Origin of the sequence: Affinundibacterium danionis, from assembly GCF_042432465.1 — a bacterium.
GTDB classification, from domain to species: domain Bacteria; phylum Pseudomonadota; class Gammaproteobacteria; order Burkholderiales; family Burkholderiaceae_D; genus Undibacterium; species Undibacterium danionis.
In genome coordinates, this window is record NZ_JBHLXJ010000002.1 from 183874 (window position 1) to 205158 (window position 21285).

A 21285-nucleotide genomic window follows, 5' to 3' on the forward strand; every position below is an offset into this window, starting at 1 on the left:
AAAGAAACCATGAATATAGTACAAATTCGTGGGGAGTTGCAGGTGTTGTTGAGCTTGCTGAAGTTGTAGTTGTACTAGAGTAGTGCTCAGTAGGTTGGTGCTAAGCAAAGCGAAGCCCAACCCAACCTATGCTTAGACTTCAACCACTGTTAGGCTTCACTTCCTTCATCACCCATCTAGCTTTTATCAATCCTTAAGCATCACCCTGAGTACTACCTTAGACTCACCGTCTGAAGTTTCCACATCGGATCCTGCCATTTATAAAACAGACTTAAAGAGCTCGGCTGGTCTGCGCCATTTTCGGTTTGTAGCGTATCCATATTGATGACCTCAAAGCGGCGTTTAAATACGCCATCGACTTTGGCTTCACGAGCGACTAGCATTTTATTACTTGCAGGTACCCAGCCAGCGAATTCGACATAGCCCAAATTGGGATCTGTGTTGGCAGGTGGTAAAACATCGATTACCCAACCCGCACTGGTTTGATGGAATAACCAGAGTTCACGCCAAGTATCCAAGGGTTGTACTGCAAGTGTTAATGCGGTGTTATGCGCGTTGGCGCGCGCTGAGGCTAGCCATACCACGCTATAAGTGCAGCGTTTCGCCAGTGGCGTTTTGGCGTCACGCGCAGTGTCGATTAGCTGCACACAGGTTTCTCCAGTGTCGCCCGGGCTGGTGATAATTTGTAAATTACTTTTTTTGTTGATCGCCAATTCTGCGGCCCAGCGCGCGGTGCCGACGCGCACACCCGCATCGGCGTAACTTTGCTTGTCTTCATCCGTCAGCTCTTCTTTGTTGACGGAGGCAAGTTCTAATAGGGCGCGATTGCCTGCGGCTTGCACGTTTTCATTTTTGCGGCCTCGTTGATAGGCAATGCTGGACCACACGCTGGCTTTACGCATCTTGATACGATTTTTGAGAAATTCGGGTAAGTTGTTGGTATCGACTCGATCCAAAATATCGGCACGCCAATTATCGATGGCCAATTTTTCCAAAGGACGTGTTGCCGGATCTATGCATTCGGGACGTGTGAGCGCTAAAGCCGCACGCGCTTTTTGTTCACTGCTGGCGTTCATCGCTAAGACGCGGCGAAATGCTTCACCGTCATAGCAAAGTTGAATTCGGCCTTTACGTTCGAAACTCTTAAATTGCACGCCATAATAACTGGCGACTTCCAGATGCGCAGCGATGCTCGTTTCGATTTGCTTCGCTGGTTTTGTATTGGTACCGGATTGACTTGGTAAATTGGTCGAGCGTCGTGCTAAACGTTCTGCCATGCAACCCAAAGCATCGAAGACTTCCGCGCCAATTTGATTGGCTGGTGCCGCTTTGAGATAGGCAGCGGTATAGCTAATGCCCAGTGCCTCCGCGTCAGGCGTATCTCGTAAAAATCGAATTACTGCAAAGCTATCCGGTGCATCATCTGGATCCATGCGTATCAGGCGCACTTGGCTTGCTTTGATGAATCCGGCGCGTTCACGTCTATGATCATAGACTTGTAAATAGTCCATGCGTTCACCACGAATTTCTAAACTATCACCTTGCCATAAGACGACTTGTTGTTGTGCACTATCTTTAGGCGCGGCACGCAAGGCCGCTTGATCTTGCGTGACAATGGCAATGAGGCTGGATGCAGCGGCGGCAGTGAGGCTAGCTAACATGATTCTTCCTGATTTTTTGCTAAGGTGAAATGATGAAAACGTAAAAATTAAATGTGTGTTGATCTTAGTTTTCAGATTGATTTTCGCTTTGTGCCGTTTCTTTATTGACGACAGCTTGGGGTGCGCTAGTTTGAGTTTTCCCTGCACCGGTGCCCAGTAAAGCGGAGCCGATAAAGCCTCCATCAGCAGGTGGTGGCGCGATGATGACGGAGATTTTGTCGGATAATTTATCCGCCATGGTTTTTTGAATCAGTAAAGGATGCTTGGACAATAAAGCACCATCGCGTTCCAATTGCGCACTGGAGACCTTACCGACTAGCTCTTGACGATAGGCGTCTGCATCCGCTAATTTACGACGAGAGTCAGCTTCACCTGCGGCTTCAATCACGCGCGATTGCGCATTACCTTCTGAGGTTTTGATCATAGAGATCTTTGCAGCTTCGGCTTCTAATTGTCTCTGTTCGATTTGCTTTTGCTTGAAGGGGAGAACGTGTTTCATCGCTTCTTCTTGCGCTCTAGCTGCAATCACCTGTTCATTGCCAGCTGCTTCTGCTGTTTTTTCACGGCGAATTTTTTCTGCATCTGATTCCAATGCTGTTTGCTTCACTTGTTTTTCTTTGAGCTCTAAGGTGTAGCGCATTTTTTCGCTTTCTAATTCTTCAGCAAGGAGTTTTTCCATGCCGCGTTTGTAGTCAGCGGGAAGATCAATTTTGCCTATCATGACCGCATGTAAAAGAATGCCGTCATTGGCTAACTTAGGCTTCAATTCACTTTCTATGATTTGCTGAATCTCGGCGCGTTTAGTGGAAAAAATTTCTTTAACTGTGTAACGGGTGAAGGCTTTGTACATCACACCTTGCACCAAAGGTTCCACAATGTCGGCATTAATATTGTCCGGCAAGCCTTTGCCTGTGCTGGTTAATTTGCTTGGGTCAATGGCATAACGCACAGTGAGATCAACGCCGAGCGATAAGCCTTCGATAGATTGAAATGGTGCTTCACTATCAGCACTATTAGCGTTGGTTTTGGTTGGGCGATATAACTGATCTTGTAATGAGTATTTACGTAATTGATAAATACCTGGAATCACAATCACGCTACCTTCACGAAATTGGCTAGCGTTACCGGTGAATAAGTTGGAACGAACACCTACTTGACCGCGGCCAATGGTCTGAATTGGTGGGTGACGATAGATTGCATAGCCCGCAGCACAGATGACACCAAAGAGGGCAATTTTTTTGATGAGGGCTTTATTCAAAATTGGCGTTTTAACTTGAAATTCGGCTGGGTATTCACGTTGGTATTCTGTCTGGTAATCACCTCGGAACTGTGTGTCCGCGTCGCTATTTGATGAGGGTGTCGCCTTGATATCGGATTGTGATGAGCGACGGGTAAATACCGACGACAAGGTGGAACGTACCGCGTTGACGATGGATTTAAGACGATTTGCCATGATGCCTCCTGAAGTTAAATATCGAGTTAGGGTTTGAATTTATCTGCATACTTTTATGCATTTCCCTGGGACGTATCTTGCTCTGTTGGATGCGGAGGATTCAATGCTGATCAACAGGAGGAATGGTTACTGTTGAGTTGCATTTAATAATAGAACGGAATTTTTAGACTAGCTTGTGAAGAAAAACTCACAAGGGAACACTGACTTTTTGTGCAAAAACAGGGATACTGGGTATGAATACAGTAAGAAGGAGTTCGGCGTGTCAAATCTAGTTAAAGTTGCCGTCATTGAAGACGATCTGCCAACCAGTAATCAATTCAAAGCCTGGATAGAAGCAGCTAAACCCGGCATACATATCGATCAATGGTTTAATCGCGATGACGCGGAAGCGGCAATTACCCGTGAACAGTATGATCTGGTGGTATTGGATATTGAATTAGGTCGGGAGCGGCATGCGGGTGTCGCGATTATTAATGCGATTAATAAGCAACTCGGTAAAGGCGAGGGCGGACACACGACGCCAGTGTTAGTTGTGTCAGCTATGCCTGCGACTATTTATCGCAGCATTATGAAGGCCTTGGATGCGTGGGACTATTTGCAAAAGGCGACGTTTGAGGAAGCCGATTTTATTGAGACTTTTCTTGATATGCTACGCGCCGTGAAAGAGCGTCGTCAGCAAAAAATATCCACCAGTCATAAGAAAGAGGAAGTGCAGATTGCAGCTGATTCTTTAAGCATAGACCCACTACGTCAGCGCACACCTACTTGGCGAGGGCAACGCATTAACTTGCCGTTAACCGCACAACGCATACTTGCCGTGATGTTTGAAAAACGAGGTCAGGTCGTGTCTTATGATGATCTCTACGAAGTCGTTAAGAGTGGTCGTAATCGCGACAATATTCGCAAGCACGTGAGCACCATACGTGATGCATTTCGTGAGATTGACCCGGCCTTTGAAGGTATCGAAAATGTACCTATGCGCGGCTTCCGTTGGGTGGCAGGTATTTAGTCAGGACTTTTATGTGATCATTAAAATCCAGACTATTAGTATTCAAACTATTGGAATCCAAAATATTAATATTTAAATGATTGTTGCCCAAACACTAGCACCCAAAACGAAATTGAATTATGAAAAAACTTCTGCTGTCTTCGTACCGCTTACGCTTGCTTTTTCGCGGCGTATTTTTGTTATTGGGTCTGGCAACACTAGGTTTGGCGCTATCTGTATTGCAGCAAGAGAAGCAATTAAGCTACAACAATTATCAAACTAATTTTAATAAAACTCGCAATCAAATCCTCGCTACTTTGCGGCATCCAGCTGGTCAGTTGGCCTTACTGAATCCACGTAGTGTCACGCTGGATGGTGCGGTCGCGGAAGACCGCGCTGTGTTACATCCCTTATTGCTTCCTTTTTCGGCGCTTGATTTTGATGATCAAAGTAAGGTGCAACAAGCGATTGCTATGTCGGGTTGTTTGGTGCAGTACGGTGACCATGGATCGCTCTGTGTCGGCATAGGAAATAATCCTTGGGCTGGTGGATTTATTTATGTGGCGGGTAGTTTTAATAGTGCTGCTTTGGTATCCCGACCACGCGGACAAATGGTGCGCGATGAGGCGCATAGAATACGTGTCAGCGTCGCTTTGCGAGGCGAGCATTATCAATGGATAGCGCCATTTGAGGAAGAGCCTGCCATCAAAGGTAATGTTGGATTGCGTGGCCGTTGGGTGGGATTTGTTGAGAGTGAGATCGCTAAACCTAATCTACGTCCGGTCCGAGATTTTCGTGGTTGGGCGTGGCAAAAATCGATTTGTAATGATAGCGATAAAGATGCGTCCACAGTGGTTAAGCTAGAGACTAAAAATGATGATTGTTTGCGTCATACTTTTTTCTCTTTACGTTTGCCGATTGCCGTTCTACAAGAAGCACTATTTGAAAAAAAACGCCCAGTGTGGCCGCCACAAGATCTAGATCAGATTCAGGTGGAATTGAGTGTGTTAGCACCGGGAAGTGAAATCGCCTTATTGGATAGTAGAAGTGTGCCAACTGCGACCCCATTTTCTTTGCATGATCTACACACCATGTTATTGCCCGGCGAGGGTTTAACGATACGCAAAGCCTCCGACAAAAAGGACATTATTCAACTGCTGGGTAAAATAGAACAAGAAGAAGATTCATGGAATTTATTGACGCGTTTAATTCGACGCTTACCAGTCGATGAATATGATACGCCTCTTGTTGCTAATGACTTGATCAGCACACCTTTAGATAATTATGAGATTAATTTGAAAGGTGATGTACGTAGTATTAGTAAGAGTTTGAGCGTGGTTGCGACCCGTGTCTCGTGGTTTGTAGGAGGGATGTTGCTGGCATTATTATTGGCGTGGTTGCTGATCGAAATTAATATTATTCGACGCATTACTTTGCTGACTAAGCGTGCGGCAACGCTATCGCGCACTATGAAAGGCTCTGGTGAGTTGGATCAATTAGATGTAAGCGATTTACGCAGTCCGGATGAATTGGGCGTATTGGCGAGTGCGCTGCATGATTTGTTAAGACGCGTTAAAGAAGATGTGGAGCGTGAGACCATACGTACAGAACAAGAAAAACAAATGTGGCATGCGGTAGGACATGAGATCATGTCTCCTTTGCAGTCACTGATGGTTTTACATCAGACCCCTGAGGATCAGAGTCACCGCTATATCAGCCGCATGCAGCAGGCGATTAAAGTTTTATACGGCAGTGCTACACCGACTGAGGCATTTCAAACAACCGTACTACAACTAGATGAAATTGATCTTCATCAGTTCTTGGCGCATGTGGCGAGTAATGCGCCTTGTATAGGCGTAAATGATGTTGAATTTATTGCGCCTGCTACACTCAAGCCTCAGCAAAAAAATAGTATGGTCAAAGCGGATGAATACTCTCTGGAGGATGTGGTAACACACATCTTGAAAAATGCAGATCGCTATCGTCCCAAAGGAAGTGCGATTCGTATTCATTTAACGATTGATGAAGTGTGTGCCGTTATTACTATTCATAATCGTGGCCCACACATTCCCGAAGCCATGTTAGAAAAAATCTTTGAATACGGCGTTTCAGATCAGTTGGAATCGGGTGCAAACGGTAATCGTGGTCAAGGGCTATTTGTAGCGCAAACCTATATGGCGAAAATGGGCGGCACAATTAAGGCACAGAACGTGGAAGATGGTGTGAGTTTTATTTTGACCTTAATGTTAGGGGTCAAGTAGTTATTGAATCATTTGATTTAATACCTTGCGCACGGCGGGAATTAACTCACTCGCGTTCATTCCAATTGGCCCGAAGTTTTCCCGCACACAATCATCCGCTGCTAAGCCGTGAATGTAGGTGGCTAGACAGGCCGCATTAAATGCACTTAATCCTTGTCCCAGCATGGTGCCACAGATGCCTGCCAATACGTCGCCAGTGCCTGCGGTTGCCAAGGCCGGATTGCCACTAGGATTGATGCATATTTGCGTCTTGTCAGAGCGTGGCTGTGTACTTCGGGATTCGCCATCATTCGGATGATTATCAGTTTTAGCTAAAGCTTTATTTGCTTCGGCTGAATTACCCATGATTTCAGCAGCGATGATGCTTCCCGAACCTTTTAGAATGACCGTGCAGCGGAATTGATTGGCGAGTGTCTGTGCGGCTAGGCAGCGATCGGCTTGAATTTTACCTGTGTCGCAATTGAGTAGACGCGCAGCCTCTAGTGGGTGAGGTGTAATGATGGTACGCCAAGATAAGTTCGATCTGTTACGACACAGCGCCTGCAAATCAGTATGAATGGCAATCAGGTTGAGCGCATCGGCGTCGATGACTAGTGCAGGTGCGTGTATAAGCGCGTGACGTAAGCGATTTAATGCGTTTGGTGAATGGCCTAAGCCCGGTCCAATGACCACATGCGCATTGGACAGATCATGCTCCTCGATGGAACTATGCATGATTTCAGGATGTGAATAATCAACGCTGGAAGAAGGTTCTATTAAATCGAGATAAACTCTGCCCGCGCCTGTGTATAGCGCAGCGCGTCCCGCCAATATGGCCGCACCTTGCATACCTGTACTTCCTCCTACAATGAGCACGTCGCCATAGCTACCTTTATGGCTATTTTGTTTGCGTGCTGGTATCAGCGTAGATAGCTGACTTGGATTGCTAAGGTAGGCGTATGGAACAGGATAGTAGCCGTTATCTATATTGAGATCGTCAACCACAACGATACCTGCATAATCTTTGCCACTGGCAGTGTGTAATCCGGGTTTGTTGGCGATGAAGCTGATTGTGTGACTAGCAATTACCGCAACCGCGTCTTCCGCCGTTGTGGCTATCGTAGCTATCACTTGTCCTGTATCAGCGTTTAAGCCGCTAGGAACATCTAAGGCTAAAACGGGACAAGCTTTGCTGTGGTTTATTTGAATGATGAGTTCGGCGACAATTCCAGTAATCGGGCGGCTGAGGCCTATACCGAATAAACCATCTACAATCAGATCGAATTGGCTGAAGTTCAGTTGCGGCAATTTATCACGTTGTAGCTGAGCTTGCTGCAATGGATCAATTGTGTGCCAATGTATAGAATTAGTTTGTGCTGCTAACAGGCTTTTTTTTGCATCATTAGAATAAGCATTAGGTTCGCCACAGATCAGTACGTGTATCTCATAATGCGTATCTTCAGGTGATAGCTGTGCCATTTCGGCGAGTTGATGCGCTACTTCAAAGGCATCTCCACCATTGTCGCCGGGGCCAGCCAGAATCATAATTTTTTTAACGTCTTTTTTAGAGGCAGCGTCTAAAATTCGCCAGGCCAATTGGGCTGCTGCCTTGCCTGCGGTAATCATTAAACTGTCAGGTAAGCGAGCTGTTGGATTGCCAATTGCCAATGATGCTTTCGCTTGTTTTTCAATATCGCGAATTTGTGCAATCTGGTAGAGCGCGTGGTATTGCATAGCGAGATGCCTCCAAATAAATCAATACGCTGTTTTGTTTCTGCTTGCCTACAAGATTAATTGCTTAGATCTTGGAATCAATTGATAGATCGCAAATAGCTTGGGTCTTGATTCCCACCCAGTAAAGAAATGCTGTCAATTAAATGTTGAAAAATGTTTTCTATCGGTGGGAGCAGATGGGGCAAAATTAAACTCAACATTAAAAAACCAACACCAATAGTAATTGGAAATCCAATACCAAAAATATTTAACTGAGGCGCTGCACGGGTCAAAATACCCAAAGCGATATTGGTAATAAGAAGTGCGGCAACGATAGGTAAAGAGATCAGAAGTCCGATTTTGAAAATCTCTTCACCCCAAATAGCGAGCTTCTGAAAACTAAAGCCCATGCTTAAAGAGGTGGAAATGGGAATGCTTTTAAAGCTGGTGATGATGGTTTCGAAAAGCACCAGATGCACATTTAAAGAGAGAAAAACTAAGGTCGTAATGATGACCAAAAATTGACTAATGGCGGACGAGCGTCCTCTAGTTTGCGGGTCGAAAAATGTGGCGAAACCCAGACCCATCGTGAGACCAGCCACTTCACCGGCCATCTCAATGCCGGCGAATACGATGCGCACCATAAAGCCCATCGCCAAACCAATAATGAATTGCTGTAAGACGATCATGATGCCAGTGACAGACAGCATATCGACATCCTGAATAGGATCGATCATTGGCGCAACGATCATCGCCAAAAATACCCCTAATGCCAGTTTTACTTGCACCGGAACACCGTTATTACCGAATGGAGGAGCAATCGCGATAAAGCCGAGAATACGCGTTAATGGCCACAGAAAAGCGGCTATCAGGTCGATCAACTCTTGACTACTAATAGAAACCATGACGGATTATTTTAACCAGCCATGGTGGCGATGCTGGTGAATACTTCGCGCATATAGTCTCCCAGCACCGACAACATCCACGGACCAGCGATGATTAAGGTCACGAAAATGCCAACTAACTTAGGGATGAAAGATAAGGTGGTTTCATTGATTTGAGTTGCCGCTTGAAAAATACTTACGATCAAACCGATTCCTAAGGCAACTAAGAGCAGTGGTGCCGAAATCATCAGGGTGATTTCCATCGCATGTCTGCCTATGGTCATTACGCTATCTGGTGTCATATTGGTTCCTTTAATAGAAGCTGCGCGCCAGCGAGCCGATCAATAATTGCCAACCATCGACGAGGACAAATAGCATCAGTTTAAATGGCAGCGACACAATGGACGGCGAGACCATCATCATACCCATCGCCATCAGGACGCTAGCAACGACCATATCAATAATTAAAAACGGTATAAAAATCGCGAAGCTAATTTGAAAGGCGGTTTTTAATTCACTGGTAATAAAGGCCGGGATGAGCACCCGAAGCGGAACATCTTCTGGACCTTGAAGTGCTGGGGTATTGGATAAGCGTACATACAGCGCCAGATCCGATTCACGAGTCTGCTTCAGCATAAAACCTTTGAGTGGTTCTACGCCTTTTTCCATTGCCTTTTGCATGGTGATTTCGTTTTTAGAAAAAGGTAGATAAGCCTCTTCATAGATTTTGTCAAACGCAGGACCCATGACAAACAAGGTTAAAAATAAAGACAGTCCTACCAGCACTTGATTGGGGGGCGCGGATTGGGTACCGAGTGCCTGCCGTAATAAAGACAAAACGATGATGATGCGGGTAAAACTGGTCATCATCAATAAAGCCGCTGGGATAAAAGTCAGCGAGGTTAAAAAAATTAAAGTCTGAATACTCAGTGAGTAATTTTGTCCACCTCCTGATGTGGGTGAAGTTGTGATTGCTGGTAAGCCACCAGCACTTTGTGCCCATACGAGATTTGGAAGTGCCCATAAAACTAGCAGCACTAACATGACTAGTGTTTTGCTTGTTTGTTTTTTAGAAGCGAGTAAAAAGAAGGGGAGGCGCAGGGTTTTCATGAGGCTTTAAGTGTCAGGTGTGTTGCGCTTTTCTAGAGTCTTTTTCAGCCAGTAGGCGAATTGATTTTCTGGGCCTTTTTCCTGGCCATTGCTTAGCTTATTATCGTCCGTGCTGGCAGTGGACAACGCTTGTTTCGGCATGCTACTTAAATTACTAATCTGTTGCGCCGTGATTCCTAATACTAGCCATTGATCGCCTACTTCTACCACCATAATTCGCTCGCGATTGCCCAAGCTCAAACCACCGACAACTTTCATCGGTACTTTGTTCATACTATTGATAGTGCCTATGCGTTTAAATAACCATGCGATGAACAACATCAATGCAATGACGATAATTAAAGCCAAAAAAATTTGCAGTAAGCCTGTGGTCGGTGACACGCTGTTGGCTAATGTGCTGGCTTGTCCTTTCGCCTGCGCCACTGTATTCGCTGACGGTTGTGCTGCTGTTTGTGCTAATACTGAGGTACTAAAAAAAATCAACAGCAGACTGGATAAGAAAACAGACTTTGATTGAGAGCGCATAACATGCTGCATCATTTGTTCAACTTACGAATACGTTCGGCAGGTGTCACGATATCGGTCAAACGGATACCGAATTTATCATTCACCACAACGACTTCACCTTGCGCGATTAAGCAGCCATTAACTAGTACGTCCATAGGTTCACCCGCTAAACCATCTAATTCGACGACCGAGCCTTGCGCTAATTGCAGTAAGTTTTTGATCGCAATTTTAGTTCGACCTAATTCAACCGTGAGTTGAACTGGAATATCGAGAATGAAGTCAATATCGTTTGTTGTCTGAGCTTGTGGACTCTTACCAAATTCTTGAAATGCTCCAGCAGAAAAAGCAGTTGGAGCCGGAGGTGCTGCGGCTGCCGCAGCGGCAGCACGAGCAGCGGCTTCTGCATCAGCCTTTTCTTGTTCGGCGATGGCTGCGCCCCAATCATCTTCGCTGATTGCGTCATTCTCATCCATTGTTTTCTCCATTAAGTGACTCGTGGGCTATATCGTTGACGCTAGATCCCAGCATCTTGTCGACCCGTAGCGCATACTGCCCATTAAAAACGCCATACTTACATTCCATCACAGGCGTTCCATCTACTTTTGCTGCGATGATTTCGGGCACTGCGATCGGAATCACATCGCCGACTTTCATGTTTAAGATATCGCCCAAATTGATGCGTGCGGTACCCAAATCCGCCACAATTTCAACTTCAGCAATTTGTATTTGTTGCGTCATCAAACGCACCCAACGTTTGTCGATTTCCAGCGTTTCGCCTTGCAAGCTACTGGTGAGCAGGTCGCGGATGGGTTCTATCATCGAATAGGGCATACACATATGCATTTCGCCGCTGACAGGGCCTAGTTCGATGGTGAAGGTGGTCGAGACTACGACTTCATTGGGGGTCGCAATATTGGCGAACTGTGTGTTCATTTCAGAACGTATATATTCGAACTGAACAGGATAGACAGGTTCCCAAGATTTGGCGTAGGTCTCGTAGATGATTTCCAGAATTTTTTGAATAATTCTTTGTTCGGTCTGGGTAAAGTCACGACCCTCAACACGAGTATGAAAACGGCCATCGCCGCCAAACAAATTATCGACCAGAAGGAATACCAAACCCGGATCAAGCACGATGAGCGATGTACCGCGCAAGGGCTTCATGTGGGTTAAATTGAGATTGGTTGGAACCACCAGATTTCGAATAAATTCACTGTATTTCGACACTTTGACAGTGCCGACCGATACTTCGGCGCTGCGGCGTAGAAAATTAAATAATCCTATACGCAAGAGGCGAGCAAACCTTTCGTTGATAATTTCCAGCGTTGGCATACGTCCACGAACGATACGTTCTTGGGTGGCCAAGTTGTAGGGGCGGACACCTGAGGTATCTTCAAGCGACTCGGAGTCGTCTTGATCGCCAGTCACACCCTTAAGTAGGGCATCGACTTCTTCCTGTGATAGAAAATTATCTGACACGGTTTTATAGAGTTAGCTTATTGAATGACAAATGAAGTGAAAAATACATCACTAACTTTTTGTGGATCACCTTTTGAGGTGAACGGTAGATTAACTTGCTCCACAATTTCTTTAATCAATTTATCCTTACCATCTGGAGTCAATAATTCCGCAGCATCTTTGCTCGACAAGAGCATGATTAAGCGACTTTTCACTTGCGGTGAATTGGATTTGATCAGATTGGATTGCGCTTCATCAGGTACTTTCAAAGTCATTTGGACTTGCAAATATTTTTCACCTGAATCTGATTGTAAATTGACGATAAAAGGTTCAAGTGCAAGAAACACTGGCGCTTTTACTACTTCTTCCTTGTGTTCTTTGTCTTTATCTTTTGCATTCTTTTTGCCCGACAACATAAACACGGCACCACCGCCGATAGCACCCAGCAATAGCACTGCAGCGCCTATCATAATGAATAGCTTCTTTTTCGATTTACCAGCTGGTGCATCAGCTGCAGCGGGTTTTCCAGGGGCTTTTGACATATTTAGCTTCCACTACTTCTTAAGTGTTAGTGCAGTTGAAAAAATTATCCTCTAGTTTTGTGGTATTCCATCTGTAAAACAGAGCAGGATTTGCGGCTTTACTCTCGATTTTTGCTTTCTTTACGAGATGCAGAATCAATGTTTTAAAGTGTATAGGGAGAACGTGTAAACGCTATTCGAGCGATCTGTTTTGCAGTCGTCCCAAAGTTTCACAAAAGAATTGTTTCTGCGGGTTTTATTATAGTATTGTTTTCAACTATTCGGTCTGAATCGGCGCTCTATACGTTGTAAACAAGCTAGTTCAGATTCATATTATGAATTTACTATTGATTTGTTTGCTCAGTTGGCCGTTGTTTCAACGCCAAGTGAAAGCTAAATCAAAACTAACAATTTAGCTTTCCATAGAGTCCGCAAAGCGACCAGTAAAATGACTAAACAAAGGTGTCAACTAAACCTTGGGGATTGGAGCTTGGGCGGGCGCTTGTTGTAGTCGAGGCTGGAGTCTCTTGATTGCTCGATGTGCTAGCTCTTAGCGTTGCATTATTTCTGCTGCTTCCTTCAGAATTAAAACTACTTCCTGATGGTGTAGATTGTGCGGAAACGGAGAATCCTGACAGCGATATCCCTGCGCTATCCATCATTTCACGCAATTTAGGTGCGGCTGCTTCGATGGCTTCGCGTACGTCGAGATGCGAGGACACAAAACTGGCGTCAACTTGACTGTCACTGATGCTGAGCACGACTTGTACCGGTCCAAGATCGGGGGGATTTAATGTCAATTGAGCGCTCTGTTCACCACCGGCTACCATCCATACAATTTTTTGTCCTATGGCTTGATCCCAAGCTTTTGTTCCAACTCGCGGCCCAATAAAATTGGAGGCCGGGGAGACGCTAGTTGTTTCCAGCGTGGCTGGTACTGGTGGTGAGGATGGAAGAGATTCCACTTTGGGTAATTCGGCCACTTTGAATTCTCGTGCATCTCTATTTTTTTCGTCAATATTGCCGCGACGAACCTCTTGCGCTAAACCTTTGAGTTCAATTGAGAACTTATCGCTAGCACTGCGCTCATTCGCGTTCAAATCGTTTGTTTTGCTTGTTTTGGTAGTTCGCGCCAAGTCAGTTGAATCTATTTTTTCGCTAGTATTTTTGTCTACCGCTGGTGGGCTTGCAGTCAATTTAGTCGTCTCTGGTTTCTCGCTGATAGTCAATCCCGATAATGATTCTTCTTGAACGGTTTTGTCCACATTAGCTTGATTTTCGCTTGCGCTGATTGCGTAAGTGGCGGCACTGTTTTCTTCTATGGTTTGACGGAGTTTTGATTGGTCTAAAGCCGGATGAGTAGCAGAAAGGTCGCTAGTTTGAGCTGTCGGTTTCGTAGCAAGTTCCGCGCTGGTCTCGCGACTATCATTAATGCTAAAGGTCGATGTTGATGATTGCGTGTTTGAGTTCGCAATAGATTGGTTATCACCTAATTGGCCCGGTGCTGGCGCGGTCGCGTCTGGTGGACTGGCATAATTGGATAGGTCGGTATCGACGCTATTATTTTGACTGACTGTTGTAGTGTTTATCGCAATAGTCTCGCTTGTATCGCTCTTGTCAGCCTCAATTTGCTTATTGGCGTTGAGTGCATTTACGTCGCCAACAAAACTGAGTAAGTTGCTGGTTTCATCAGGAACGGTTAGCGCAGCAACATCTCGCTCATCAGACTTTTTGTCCTCTGTGGATAAGCTTTTTTCCGAAGTATCTGCCTCTTTGATTGCACCAGCTCCATTTTGCACTGGTGCAGCTTGAGCGGGCTGGGTAGTTTGGGCTGACGATGTGGCTTGATTGTTGACTTGTGGCTTGCTTGTATTGGTAGGCGGTTTTTTTACTTTATTCGCGACTTCATTTTTCAATATCTGATTGAAATTGGTATTTGTTTTGGCTTCATATGCCGGTTGCCCACTTTTCGGTGCATTGAAATTCGGAAGAATTTGTGAGAGTGGGGATGTGTTTGGCATTTTGACACCTGGAAAACAAAATAAGAGTTAAGTACTTGAGCGCAGCTATCCGCAACATCTGTCGCTATTTTTTATAAAACAGCGTGCGGGTAGCGCGTTCATCGGTTTGTTTTTGATCGCGTTTATTTTCTTTTTTTAATTCGGTCGCGATATTTCTATTAATTAAAGTTTGATATGAGAGACGTTTTTTTTCACAAGCTTGCCAATTCTTTTTTGCTTTATCGACTTTGTATTCGGCATCAATAATTATTTTTTTCTGCCCTTCAATGGCTTGATCTAATTTGGCGATGAATCCTTGAAAGTTGGCAAATTGAGTGACTGACAATCCCTTTTGAGCGTTATTTTGTAATCTTGTTTCATAATCCGCGCGGTACTGTGTGAGTAATCCCAATTGTTCAATCGCATCGTCCTTTGCCTTGATGGTTTGTCCTAAATATTTGGCTGCATTTTCTACCTCATTTTGCGCCAATTCGATCAAAGTGTTTAATGCTGACATTGCTTACCCAGCCATATCTGTCTCATCATTTTCTTATTTTACTCATGGACTTATTATTTTAAGCGCTGAAAAGAGCGGAAAGTCCCTCTAAGCTTTGCGATATGGATGATTTTTCCGTAATTTCTTGCTGTAGAAAGGCTTGAATTCTGTCGTATTTTCGTATGGCTTCATCTAAGACCGGATCAGAGCCGGCCGAATATGCGCCTACGTTAATCAAGTCCCGGCTGCGCTCATAGCGTGAATACAGTTGTTTTAAGCGTCGGGATAGCGCTTGATGCTCAGGTGTGGTGATGCCATGCATAGCACGACTAATGGATTGTTCAATATCAATCGCGGGATAGTGACCACTCTCTGCCAAGGTTCGATTTAAGACAATATGTCCATCCAAAATCGCACGTGCAGAATCCGCAATCGGATCTTGCTGATCATCGCCCTCAGTGAGCACGGTATAAAACGCCGTAATCGAGCCGCCACCGGGGCGACCGTTACCTGCCCGTTCAACCAAGATAGGTAGTTTTGCAAATACAGAAGGTGGATAACCTTTGGTTGCAGGCGGCTCACCGATTGCCAAGGCAATTTCGCGCTGAGCCATCGCATAACGCGTTAGTGAATCCATGATCAAGAGTACATTCTTGTCTTGATCGCGAAAGTATTCTGCGATGGTCGTCGCGTAGGCTGCACCTTGCAGGCGCATCAAGGGGGGGGCATCGGCTGGCGCCGCGACTACTACCGATCGTGCTAAGCCTTCTTCACCCAAAATTTCTTCGATAAATTCTTTGACCTCGCGACCCCGTTCACCGATTAAGCCAACGACGATAACATCGGCGGTGGTGTAGCGCGCCATCATGCCTAGCAACACACTTTTACCGACACCCGAGCCTGCAAAAAGCCCCAGCCGTTGGCCGCGTCCTACACTTAGCATGCTGTTGATGGCGCGCACGCCGACATCGAGTTTTTCTTTGATTGGGGCACGCGTCAATGGATTGTAAATACGTGCGCCAAGCGCCGCGCTCGTTGAGTTATTTAAAGGACCTAAGGTATCCAGTGGGCGGCCATTGGCATCGAGTACGCGGCCAAGTAACTCGTAACCCACGGGAAGGCGTTTAGTTCTGTCGTTAGTTCGACGATGCGGCTGATTGGGGTCTTGATGCCGCGCAGACGCAACTGGGACAACCGCTGCACCAGGCACAACGCCATCCAGATCGCTTTGGGGCATGAGGAAAAGGCGATCGCCATCAAAGCCAACAACTTCGGCCTCAATTCTTACATCGTTAGGAAGATGGATTTGACAGGCGCTACCCACAGGCAATTTGATACCGACAGCTTCCATAACCAAGCCGGTTACTTTGACAATACGCCCCGAAATACTTTCCGTCTGGATGTGCGAAATTTGCTTGGCACTATTGGTCAATTGATCTTTCCAGTGCTGCGGGGAGAGTAAAGTATTCATGCCATTTTTTGTGCTTTGCTATATTTAAATCGTTCAAGTTGCCGAGGTGAAGTTTTAGTCTTGCTGGCCGTCGAGTAATGCCTGACTCAGGCGTGACCAGCGGGTTTCGACACTTGCATCGAGCAAATTTTGTGCGGTTTCTATGCGGCAGCCACCTCTTGCTAGGTGCTGGTCTGCGGTCAAACGCCAGCCATCACGTTCTAGATTTTCGCCCATTGCGTCTTTCATTACTTTGCAATCGTCAGGGTGTAAAAAGATTTGCCCTGATTGCTGAATTGAGGGAAGGGACGCGATGGCTTCTTGTACGATTTCTAGGATGGCATCCGTGTGTTGTTCAAAGTGGTGTTTCGTCATTGCACCTGCTAGCTCAACCGCCAATCCGATCAGATCTCGGCCTATGGTATTTTGCGCATTGACTAATTGTGTTTCGAAAGCGTTTTTTAGTTCATTCAGTTGCGCTATTACTTGTACGGTCTGAGTTTGCATTTCAACTTGCCCAGCTTGCAGTCCTTCTTGATAACCAACCGCATAGGCCTCACGGTAGGCTTCTGCATACGCCTCGTTTTTTGCTTGCTCTTTGATGGAGGCAATTTCAGCTTGACTGATTTTTTCTTGTTGCGCGACTTTCTCTAAATGGGCTGGGCGAATATCGCCAAACGAGGGCATTTCCCAACGTTGGAATGCGGTCTGCATTTCTTTGGGCAGCGCATTAGACATAAGCATCTTCTCCTTTTGCACCTAACATGATTTGACCATCATCGGCTAATCGGCGGACGATCAAAAGAATTTGTTTTTGCTGCGCTTCTACCTCAGACAGACGAACCGGACCTTTGGATTCCAAATCCTCTCGCATCATCTCTGCCGCACGTTGTGACATGTTTTTGAAAATCTTTTCGCGCATATCGGCGTTTGCGCCTTTTAATGCGATGATCAATGAATCAGACTGTACTTCACGTAGTAATAATTGAATCCCACGATCGTCAATTTCAAGGATGTTATCGAAGACGAACATTTCGTCCATGATTTTTTCTGCCATATCGCCATCATATTTACGCAGATTTTCCATGATGGAGGCTTCATTTTCTCCACTCATAAAATTGAGAATCTCTGCCGCGGCGCGTACACCACCGATGGATTTTTTCTTCAAGCTTTCGTTACCAGTCAACAGCTTGGTTAGTACGTCATTGAGCTCACGCAATGCAGTAGGCTGGATACCATCCAAGGTGGCGATTCGCAGTACTGCATCATTGCGCAAGCGTTCACTGAAATTGTTCAGTACCTCGCTGGCTTGATCACTTTCTAGGTGCACTAAAATGGTCGCAATAATTTGTGGATGTTCATTTTTAATTAGTTCCGCCACCGAGGCAGAATCCATCCACTTGAGACTTTCAATGCCACTGGCGTCTTTGCCACCTAAAATTCGATTTAGCAAAGACGAGGCTTTGTCGTCGCCCAAGGCTTTGGTCAGGACATTACGAATGTATTCATCTGAATCAAGTCCCACCGATGAACTTAAATCGGCCTGCGATTTGAATTCGTCAAGCACCTTGGCAATTGATTCATGTGGGATCGCCCCTATGGTCGCCATGGCGGCGCCAATTTTTTGTACTTCTCTGGGGCCGAGATGTTTCATCACCTCAGCAGCAGCATCTTCACCTAATGCGAGCATTAACGTCGCTGCTTTTTGTATGCCTTCATCACTCATTGCTTACCCATGCCTTAATTACGTTAGCGACAATTTTTGGATCGCTGGCGGCTAGTTGTTTTGCCATGTCCATATTGATTTCATAACTGGATAGCTGTTGTTTGTTATTGGTTTCTTGTTCTTTATTATTTAAATCGACGATCGCGGCCTCTTCTTCTTCGGCGCGAGCAGCCGCTTCGAGTGCTTCACGTTCTTTTTCTTTGCGCAATGAGGCAGGATCTTTTCCCATAATCTTATTGAGTGTGGGCTTCAGATAGCCGAAGAATAAATACATGAGTAATAAAGCACCAATCACGTATTTACCAACCTCTTTTGCTGTTTGCAGAACATCGGCTTGTTTCCAAAGTGGCACGTCTTCAGCGGTGACTTTTTCCGGTGCCGCAAATGGGCTATTGACGACGTTTAAGGTATCGCCGCGTTCTTTGTTGTAGCCCATCGCTTCGCGGACTAAATCGGTGATTTGATTTTTTTCGACTTCTGTCAGCGCGCGTGTGGTGGTTTTGCCGGATTTATCGGTTTCAGTTTTGTAATTAACCACGACCGCGACTGATAGACGTTTTAAACCACCCATCGCTTGTTGTGTGTAACGTATGGTTTTGTCGACTTCAAAATTGACGGTGGAGTCTTTCTGAGTTAGTCCTGTGTTGGTGCTTGCATTTGCTTGAGCATCCTGACCTGCTGGTGCAGTAATAGGTGCAGTTGCTGGTACTGGCGGCTGATTGCTAAGCGCTCCAGGAATGCCTGACGCGTTCGCAGGTTTGCCATAGCTTTCGCTCGTTTGTTGACTGCGTATGGTGCTCGCTTCTGGAGGCGAGTTCGGGCGATAGGTTTCTGCAGCTTGTTCACTACGAGAGAAGTCGATGTCTGCGGTAGCCTCAGCTCGGACATTTTGTGGTCCCACGATAGGTGAAATAATTGATTCAATTTTCTTGACGATGTTTAATTGAAACTCTTGTACGTATTTGAGCTGGGAAGGATCGAGATTATTATTGGCAGTCTGTTTGCTGGTGTCAGAGAGTAAATTGCCGTTTTGATCTACCACCGTCACATTTTTTGCTGGTAATTCAGGAATGCTGCTTGCGACTAGGTGAACGATGGCGCTCACTTGCTGTTGATCTAAGACTCTTCCTGGATAGAGATTTAAGAGAACTGATGCGGTTGGTTTTTGTTGTTCGCGCACGAACACAGAGGCTTTGGGAATCGCTAAATGAACGCGCGCAGTTTGCACTGCCGAGACGGCTTGGATGGAGCGAGCTAATTCGCCTTCCAGCGCACGTTGAAAATTGACTTGTTCTAAAAACTGGGAAATACCTAGTTTTTGATTTTCCATCAACTCAAATCCTACATTGCCGCCTTTAGGTAAACCTTGCGAAGCAAGTTTGAGGCGTACATCATGGACTTGGTTGGCTGGAACCAAAATTGCGCCACCGCCATCGGAATACTTATACGGAATATTCAATTGCTGCAACGAGGCGACAATCGCACCACCGTCTTTATCATTGAAATTGGAGAAGAGTACGCGATAATCCGGTGCTTGGCTCCACAGCCAGATGCCTACCATTAACGCGATAGTAAACGCCGCACCGACTGATAATAAGATTGTGCGTACCGCGGGCGTTTGAGGAATGCCAAATACAACCGGTACTGGCGTTTCTAAAGTCGCATCATTAGCGGTTGCCATAGTTGCTCCCGTCATTATTTTGGTTTAGATCATGTTGCGGCATTTTGTTTTCCTGTGAGGGTATTTTCCTTACTAGTTATTGTGCGACTTTTTATGATTTTCAATTGTAAGAAAAACGCCCATTTCACCCGTCTTCTTGGACTTAAGCTTTTTATGCTGGATGTTACTGTAAGCATATCTGAAAAAACGGAGAGCTCAAGTGAATGTCGGTGGAATAGATAAAAGTAGAATTGATGCCATGGTAGCGCAACTTAAGGCTGCTGCAGCAAAAATGGAAGGGGGCACAGGCAATGTCGTATCTGGCGCGCCTTTAGGTGCGCCTAAGCTCGATTTTGCTGATGCTTTAAAGTCCTCACTTGATCAAGTGAGCGCTGCGCAAAGTGCGTCTCAGGAGATGGGGAAGAAATTCGCAATGGGCGACGATAGTGTGAATTTGTCAGATATGATGATTTCTATGCAAAAGGCTAGTATCTCATTTCAGACTACCATTCAAGTTCGGAACAAACTTGTTTCTGCTTATCACGATATTATGAACATGCAAATATAGTGCTTGCGCGCTGCTAGGGTGATTGCATGGGAGCTAGGCGGGTTTTGAGGCTACAAGCTCTGGATTACCCTGAAGTTGTTCAGCTAATACCCGTCATTTTGGCATTGCGTTCGCGCTCCAGTTTCATGATGTAACGTTGAACCGCTGCCAATGTTTTGCTCGATAAATTGAGAAAAGCACAGCCTATCCGGCGCGTGGTTTTTCCATTTAATAAGGTTAATTCTTGGGAGTTGCGAATTTGCAATTCCATCTCGATCACACCAATGCCCGGAATATCCATTTGGCATTCTGGATAACTCGTGCCGATAGCGATGTCGATTAGACGCCCATCATCTAAGATTGCGATGCCGCCACAACTAATATCCACTAAGGAAAATTTGTGCTTTTGTACGCCAGCATCTACTTCAACCGGGATGACGCATTTGATGGGTGTTGAAACGGGTGTATTAATTCTGTAATTTTCGCGACGCTGTAAACGTATTACGCTAGATGGCAAAGGCATTTGTAAGGCCGGCTTGCCTTCGAAGCTGATGACTTTGACGTTAGAAGATGAAAATTGGATACTAATTCTATCGAGCAGGCCATCAAAAAATACTGTTGATGCGGCGATAATTCTTTGATTCGCTTCACTGGTGGGTGTGCTATCGACGATGAGTGTATTGTTTTTGTCGTCGATATCCAAAACTGAGGTAATAAATGCTTCGCTGCCACCATTGATCATCATGCTGATCAATTGCGACTTATCCCTAAAACCTTTGAGTATGGAGAGAATCTCTCGCTTTGACTCAACTTGATATGGACTTTGGTTTTCGGTTCCCAGGGACGGATGCGATACTTGCATAGTGCTTTA

Annotated in this window: 20 protein-coding genes; 3 read left to right on the plus strand and 17 right to left on the minus strand. The window is 45.5% G+C overall.

What is annotated here, in order from left to right; all coding sequences use genetic code 11:
- Nucleotides 1–212: 212 nt before the first annotated feature.
- Both ACFFJH_RS00840 and ACFFJH_RS00845 read right to left on the minus strand, forming a co-directional pair.
- Nucleotides 213–1661 carry a hypothetical protein gene (locus tag ACFFJH_RS00840; RefSeq protein ID WP_390209387.1) on the minus strand — a complete coding sequence of 483 codons (1449 nt, stop codon included), beginning with the start codon at nt 1659–1661 and terminating at the stop codon, nt 213–215.
- 64 nt (nt 1662–1725) lie between these two features.
- Nucleotides 1726–3114 (minus strand): SPFH domain-containing protein, encoded by a 1389-nt coding sequence (locus tag ACFFJH_RS00845; protein ID WP_390209388.1) that lies wholly within the window; start codon nt 3112–3114, stop codon nt 1726–1728.
- Nucleotides 3115–3373: 259 nt separating this feature from the next.
- Between ACFFJH_RS00845 and ACFFJH_RS00850 the strand changes: the two genes are divergently transcribed.
- Both ACFFJH_RS00850 and ACFFJH_RS00855 read left to right on the plus strand, forming a co-directional pair.
- Nucleotides 3374–4123, plus strand: coding sequence for a response regulator transcription factor (locus tag ACFFJH_RS00850; protein WP_390209389.1), 750 nt, complete (start codon nt 3374–3376; stop codon nt 4121–4123).
- Nucleotides 4124–4242: 119 nt separating this feature from the next.
- A complete protein-coding gene (locus ACFFJH_RS00855) occupies nt 4243–6363 on the plus strand; it encodes a sensor histidine kinase (RefSeq protein WP_390209391.1) in 2121 nt (706 codons plus the stop codon).
- On the opposite strand, the gene ACFFJH_RS00860 is transcribed toward ACFFJH_RS00855, so the two are convergent.
- The 14 genes from ACFFJH_RS00860 to fliF all read right to left on the minus strand — a co-directional run bounded on the left by ACFFJH_RS00860 (nt 6364) and on the right by fliF (nt 19888).
- Nucleotides 6364–8076 carry an NAD(P)H-hydrate epimerase gene (locus tag ACFFJH_RS00860; protein ID WP_390209393.1) on the minus strand — a complete coding sequence of 571 codons (1713 nt, stop codon included), beginning with the start codon at nt 8074–8076 and terminating at the stop codon, nt 6364–6366.
- Nucleotides 8077–8153: 77 nt separating this feature from the next.
- Nucleotides 8154–8960: a flagellar biosynthetic protein FliR gene (fliR, locus tag ACFFJH_RS00865; RefSeq protein ID WP_390209394.1), complete on the minus strand. Its 807-nt coding sequence runs from the start codon at nt 8958–8960 to the stop codon at nt 8154–8156.
- An 11-nt stretch (nt 8961–8971) separates the two neighbouring features.
- Entirely contained in the window at nt 8972–9241 is a 270-nt protein-coding gene (gene fliQ, locus ACFFJH_RS00870; RefSeq protein ID WP_390209395.1) for a flagellar biosynthesis protein FliQ, read from the minus strand.
- A gap of 10 nt (nt 9242–9251) precedes the next feature.
- The gene (gene fliP / locus ACFFJH_RS00875) at nt 9252–9983 is read right to left on the minus strand and encodes a flagellar type III secretion system pore protein FliP (protein ID WP_390209869.1); all 732 of its coding nucleotides are present in this window, start codon (nt 9981–9983) and stop codon (nt 9252–9254) included.
- Between the two features lie 72 nt (nt 9984–10055).
- Complete coding sequence (gene fliO, locus ACFFJH_RS00880; RefSeq protein ID WP_390209396.1) at nt 10056–10574, minus strand: flagellar biosynthetic protein FliO; 519 nt, start codon at nt 10572–10574, stop codon at nt 10056–10058.
- Between the two features lie 11 nt (nt 10575–10585).
- The gene (gene fliN, locus ACFFJH_RS00885) at nt 10586–11029 is read right to left on the minus strand and encodes a flagellar motor switch protein FliN (protein WP_390209397.1); all 444 of its coding nucleotides are present in this window, start codon (nt 11027–11029) and stop codon (nt 10586–10588) included.
- Nucleotides 11022–12035 (minus strand): flagellar motor switch protein FliM, encoded by a 1014-nt coding sequence (gene fliM, locus ACFFJH_RS00890; RefSeq protein ID WP_390209398.1) that lies wholly within the window; start codon nt 12033–12035, stop codon nt 11022–11024. Before fliM ends, fliN begins: the two co-directional genes overlap by 8 nt.
- A 17-nt stretch (nt 12036–12052) precedes the next feature.
- Nucleotides 12053–12556, minus strand: coding sequence for a flagellar basal body-associated protein FliL (fliL, locus tag ACFFJH_RS00895; protein WP_390209400.1), 504 nt, complete (start codon nt 12554–12556; stop codon nt 12053–12055).
- Nucleotides 12557–12987: 431 nt separating this feature from the next.
- Nucleotides 12988–14556: a flagellar hook-length control protein FliK gene (locus ACFFJH_RS00900; protein ID WP_390209401.1), complete on the minus strand. Its 1569-nt coding sequence runs from the start codon at nt 14554–14556 to the stop codon at nt 12988–12990.
- A gap of 64 nt (nt 14557–14620) precedes the next feature.
- Complete coding sequence (fliJ, locus tag ACFFJH_RS00905; RefSeq protein ID WP_390209403.1) at nt 14621–15052, minus strand: flagellar export protein FliJ; 432 nt, start codon at nt 15050–15052, stop codon at nt 14621–14623.
- 58 nt (nt 15053–15110) lie between these two features.
- Nucleotides 15111–16502: a flagellar protein export ATPase FliI gene (gene fliI / locus ACFFJH_RS00910; protein ID WP_390209404.1), complete on the minus strand. Its 1392-nt coding sequence runs from the start codon at nt 16500–16502 to the stop codon at nt 15111–15113.
- 54 nt (nt 16503–16556) lie between these two features.
- Nucleotides 16557–17219, minus strand: coding sequence for a flagellar assembly protein FliH (locus ACFFJH_RS00915; RefSeq protein WP_390209405.1), 663 nt, complete (start codon nt 17217–17219; stop codon nt 16557–16559).
- Nucleotides 17212–18207: a flagellar motor switch protein FliG gene (fliG, locus tag ACFFJH_RS00920; protein ID WP_390209406.1), complete on the minus strand. Its 996-nt coding sequence runs from the start codon at nt 18205–18207 to the stop codon at nt 17212–17214. The genes ACFFJH_RS00915 and fliG overlap by 8 nt, the downstream gene beginning before the upstream one ends.
- Nucleotides 18200–19888, minus strand: coding sequence for a flagellar basal-body MS-ring/collar protein FliF (fliF, locus tag ACFFJH_RS00925; RefSeq protein WP_390209407.1), 1689 nt, complete (start codon nt 19886–19888; stop codon nt 18200–18202). Before fliF ends, fliG begins: the two co-directional genes overlap by 8 nt.
- Before the next feature lie 271 nt (nt 19889–20159).
- Between fliF and fliE the strand changes: the two genes are divergently transcribed.
- Nucleotides 20160–20435, plus strand: coding sequence for a flagellar hook-basal body complex protein FliE (gene fliE / locus ACFFJH_RS00930; RefSeq protein ID WP_390209870.1), 276 nt, complete (start codon nt 20160–20162; stop codon nt 20433–20435).
- A gap of 79 nt (nt 20436–20514) precedes the next feature.
- On the opposite strand, the gene ACFFJH_RS00935 is transcribed toward fliE, so the two are convergent.
- On the minus strand, nt 20515–21276 hold the full coding sequence (locus tag ACFFJH_RS00935; protein WP_390209409.1) for a flagellar brake protein: 762 nt from the start codon (nt 21274–21276) through the stop codon (nt 20515–20517).
- Between the last annotated feature and the right edge of the window lie 9 nt (nt 21277–21285).

Coding starts and splice junctions, on each gene's coding strand:
- fliO (WP_390209396.1), bottom strand. CDS start 10,574: ATGCGCTCTCAATCAAAGTCTGTTTTCTTATCCAGTCTGCTGTTGATT.
- ACFFJH_RS00845 (WP_390209388.1), bottom strand. CDS start 3,114: ATGGCAAATCGTCTTAAATCCATCGTCAACGCGGTACGTTCCACCTTG.
- ACFFJH_RS00900 (WP_390209401.1), bottom strand. CDS start 14,556: ATGCCAAACACATCCCCACTCTCACAAATTCTTCCGAATTTCAATGCA.
- fliQ (WP_390209395.1), bottom strand. CDS start 9,241: ATGACACCAGATAGCGTAATGACCATAGGCAGACATGCGATGGAAATC.
- fliN (WP_390209397.1), bottom strand. CDS start 11,029: ATGGATGAGAATGACGCAATCAGCGAAGATGATTGGGGCGCAGCCATC.
- fliG (WP_390209406.1), bottom strand. CDS start 18,207: ATGAGTGATGAAGGCATACAAAAAGCAGCGACGTTAATGCTCGCATTA.
- fliF (WP_390209407.1), bottom strand. CDS start 19,888: ATGGCAACCGCTAATGATGCGACTTTAGAAACGCCAGTACCGGTTGTA.
- ACFFJH_RS00855 (WP_390209391.1), top strand. CDS start 4,243: ATGAAAAAACTTCTGCTGTCTTCGTACCGCTTACGCTTGCTTTTTCGC.
- ACFFJH_RS00935 (WP_390209409.1), bottom strand. CDS start 21,276: ATGCAAGTATCGCATCCGTCCCTGGGAACCGAAAACCAAAGTCCATAT.
- fliR (WP_390209394.1), bottom strand. CDS start 8,960: ATGGTTTCTATTAGTAGTCAAGAGTTGATCGACCTGATAGCCGCTTTT.
- fliE (WP_390209870.1), top strand. CDS start 20,160: ATGGAAGGGGGCACAGGCAATGTCGTATCTGGCGCGCCTTTAGGTGCG.
- ACFFJH_RS00915 (WP_390209405.1), bottom strand. CDS start 17,219: ATGTCTAATGCGCTGCCCAAAGAAATGCAGACCGCATTCCAACGTTGG.
- fliP (WP_390209869.1), bottom strand. CDS start 9,983: ATGTTAGTGCTGCTAGTTTTATGGGCACTTCCAAATCTCGTATGGGCA.
- ACFFJH_RS00840 (WP_390209387.1), bottom strand. CDS start 1,661: ATGTTAGCTAGCCTCACTGCCGCCGCTGCATCCAGCCTCATTGCCATT.
- fliI (WP_390209404.1), bottom strand. CDS start 16,502: ATGAATACTTTACTCTCCCCGCAGCACTGGAAAGATCAATTGACCAAT.
- fliJ (WP_390209403.1), bottom strand. CDS start 15,052: ATGTCAGCATTAAACACTTTGATCGAATTGGCGCAAAATGAGGTAGAA.
- fliL (WP_390209400.1), bottom strand. CDS start 12,556: ATGTCAAAAGCCCCTGGAAAACCCGCTGCAGCTGATGCACCAGCTGGT.
- ACFFJH_RS00860 (WP_390209393.1), bottom strand. CDS start 8,076: ATGCAATACCACGCGCTCTACCAGATTGCACAAATTCGCGATATTGAA.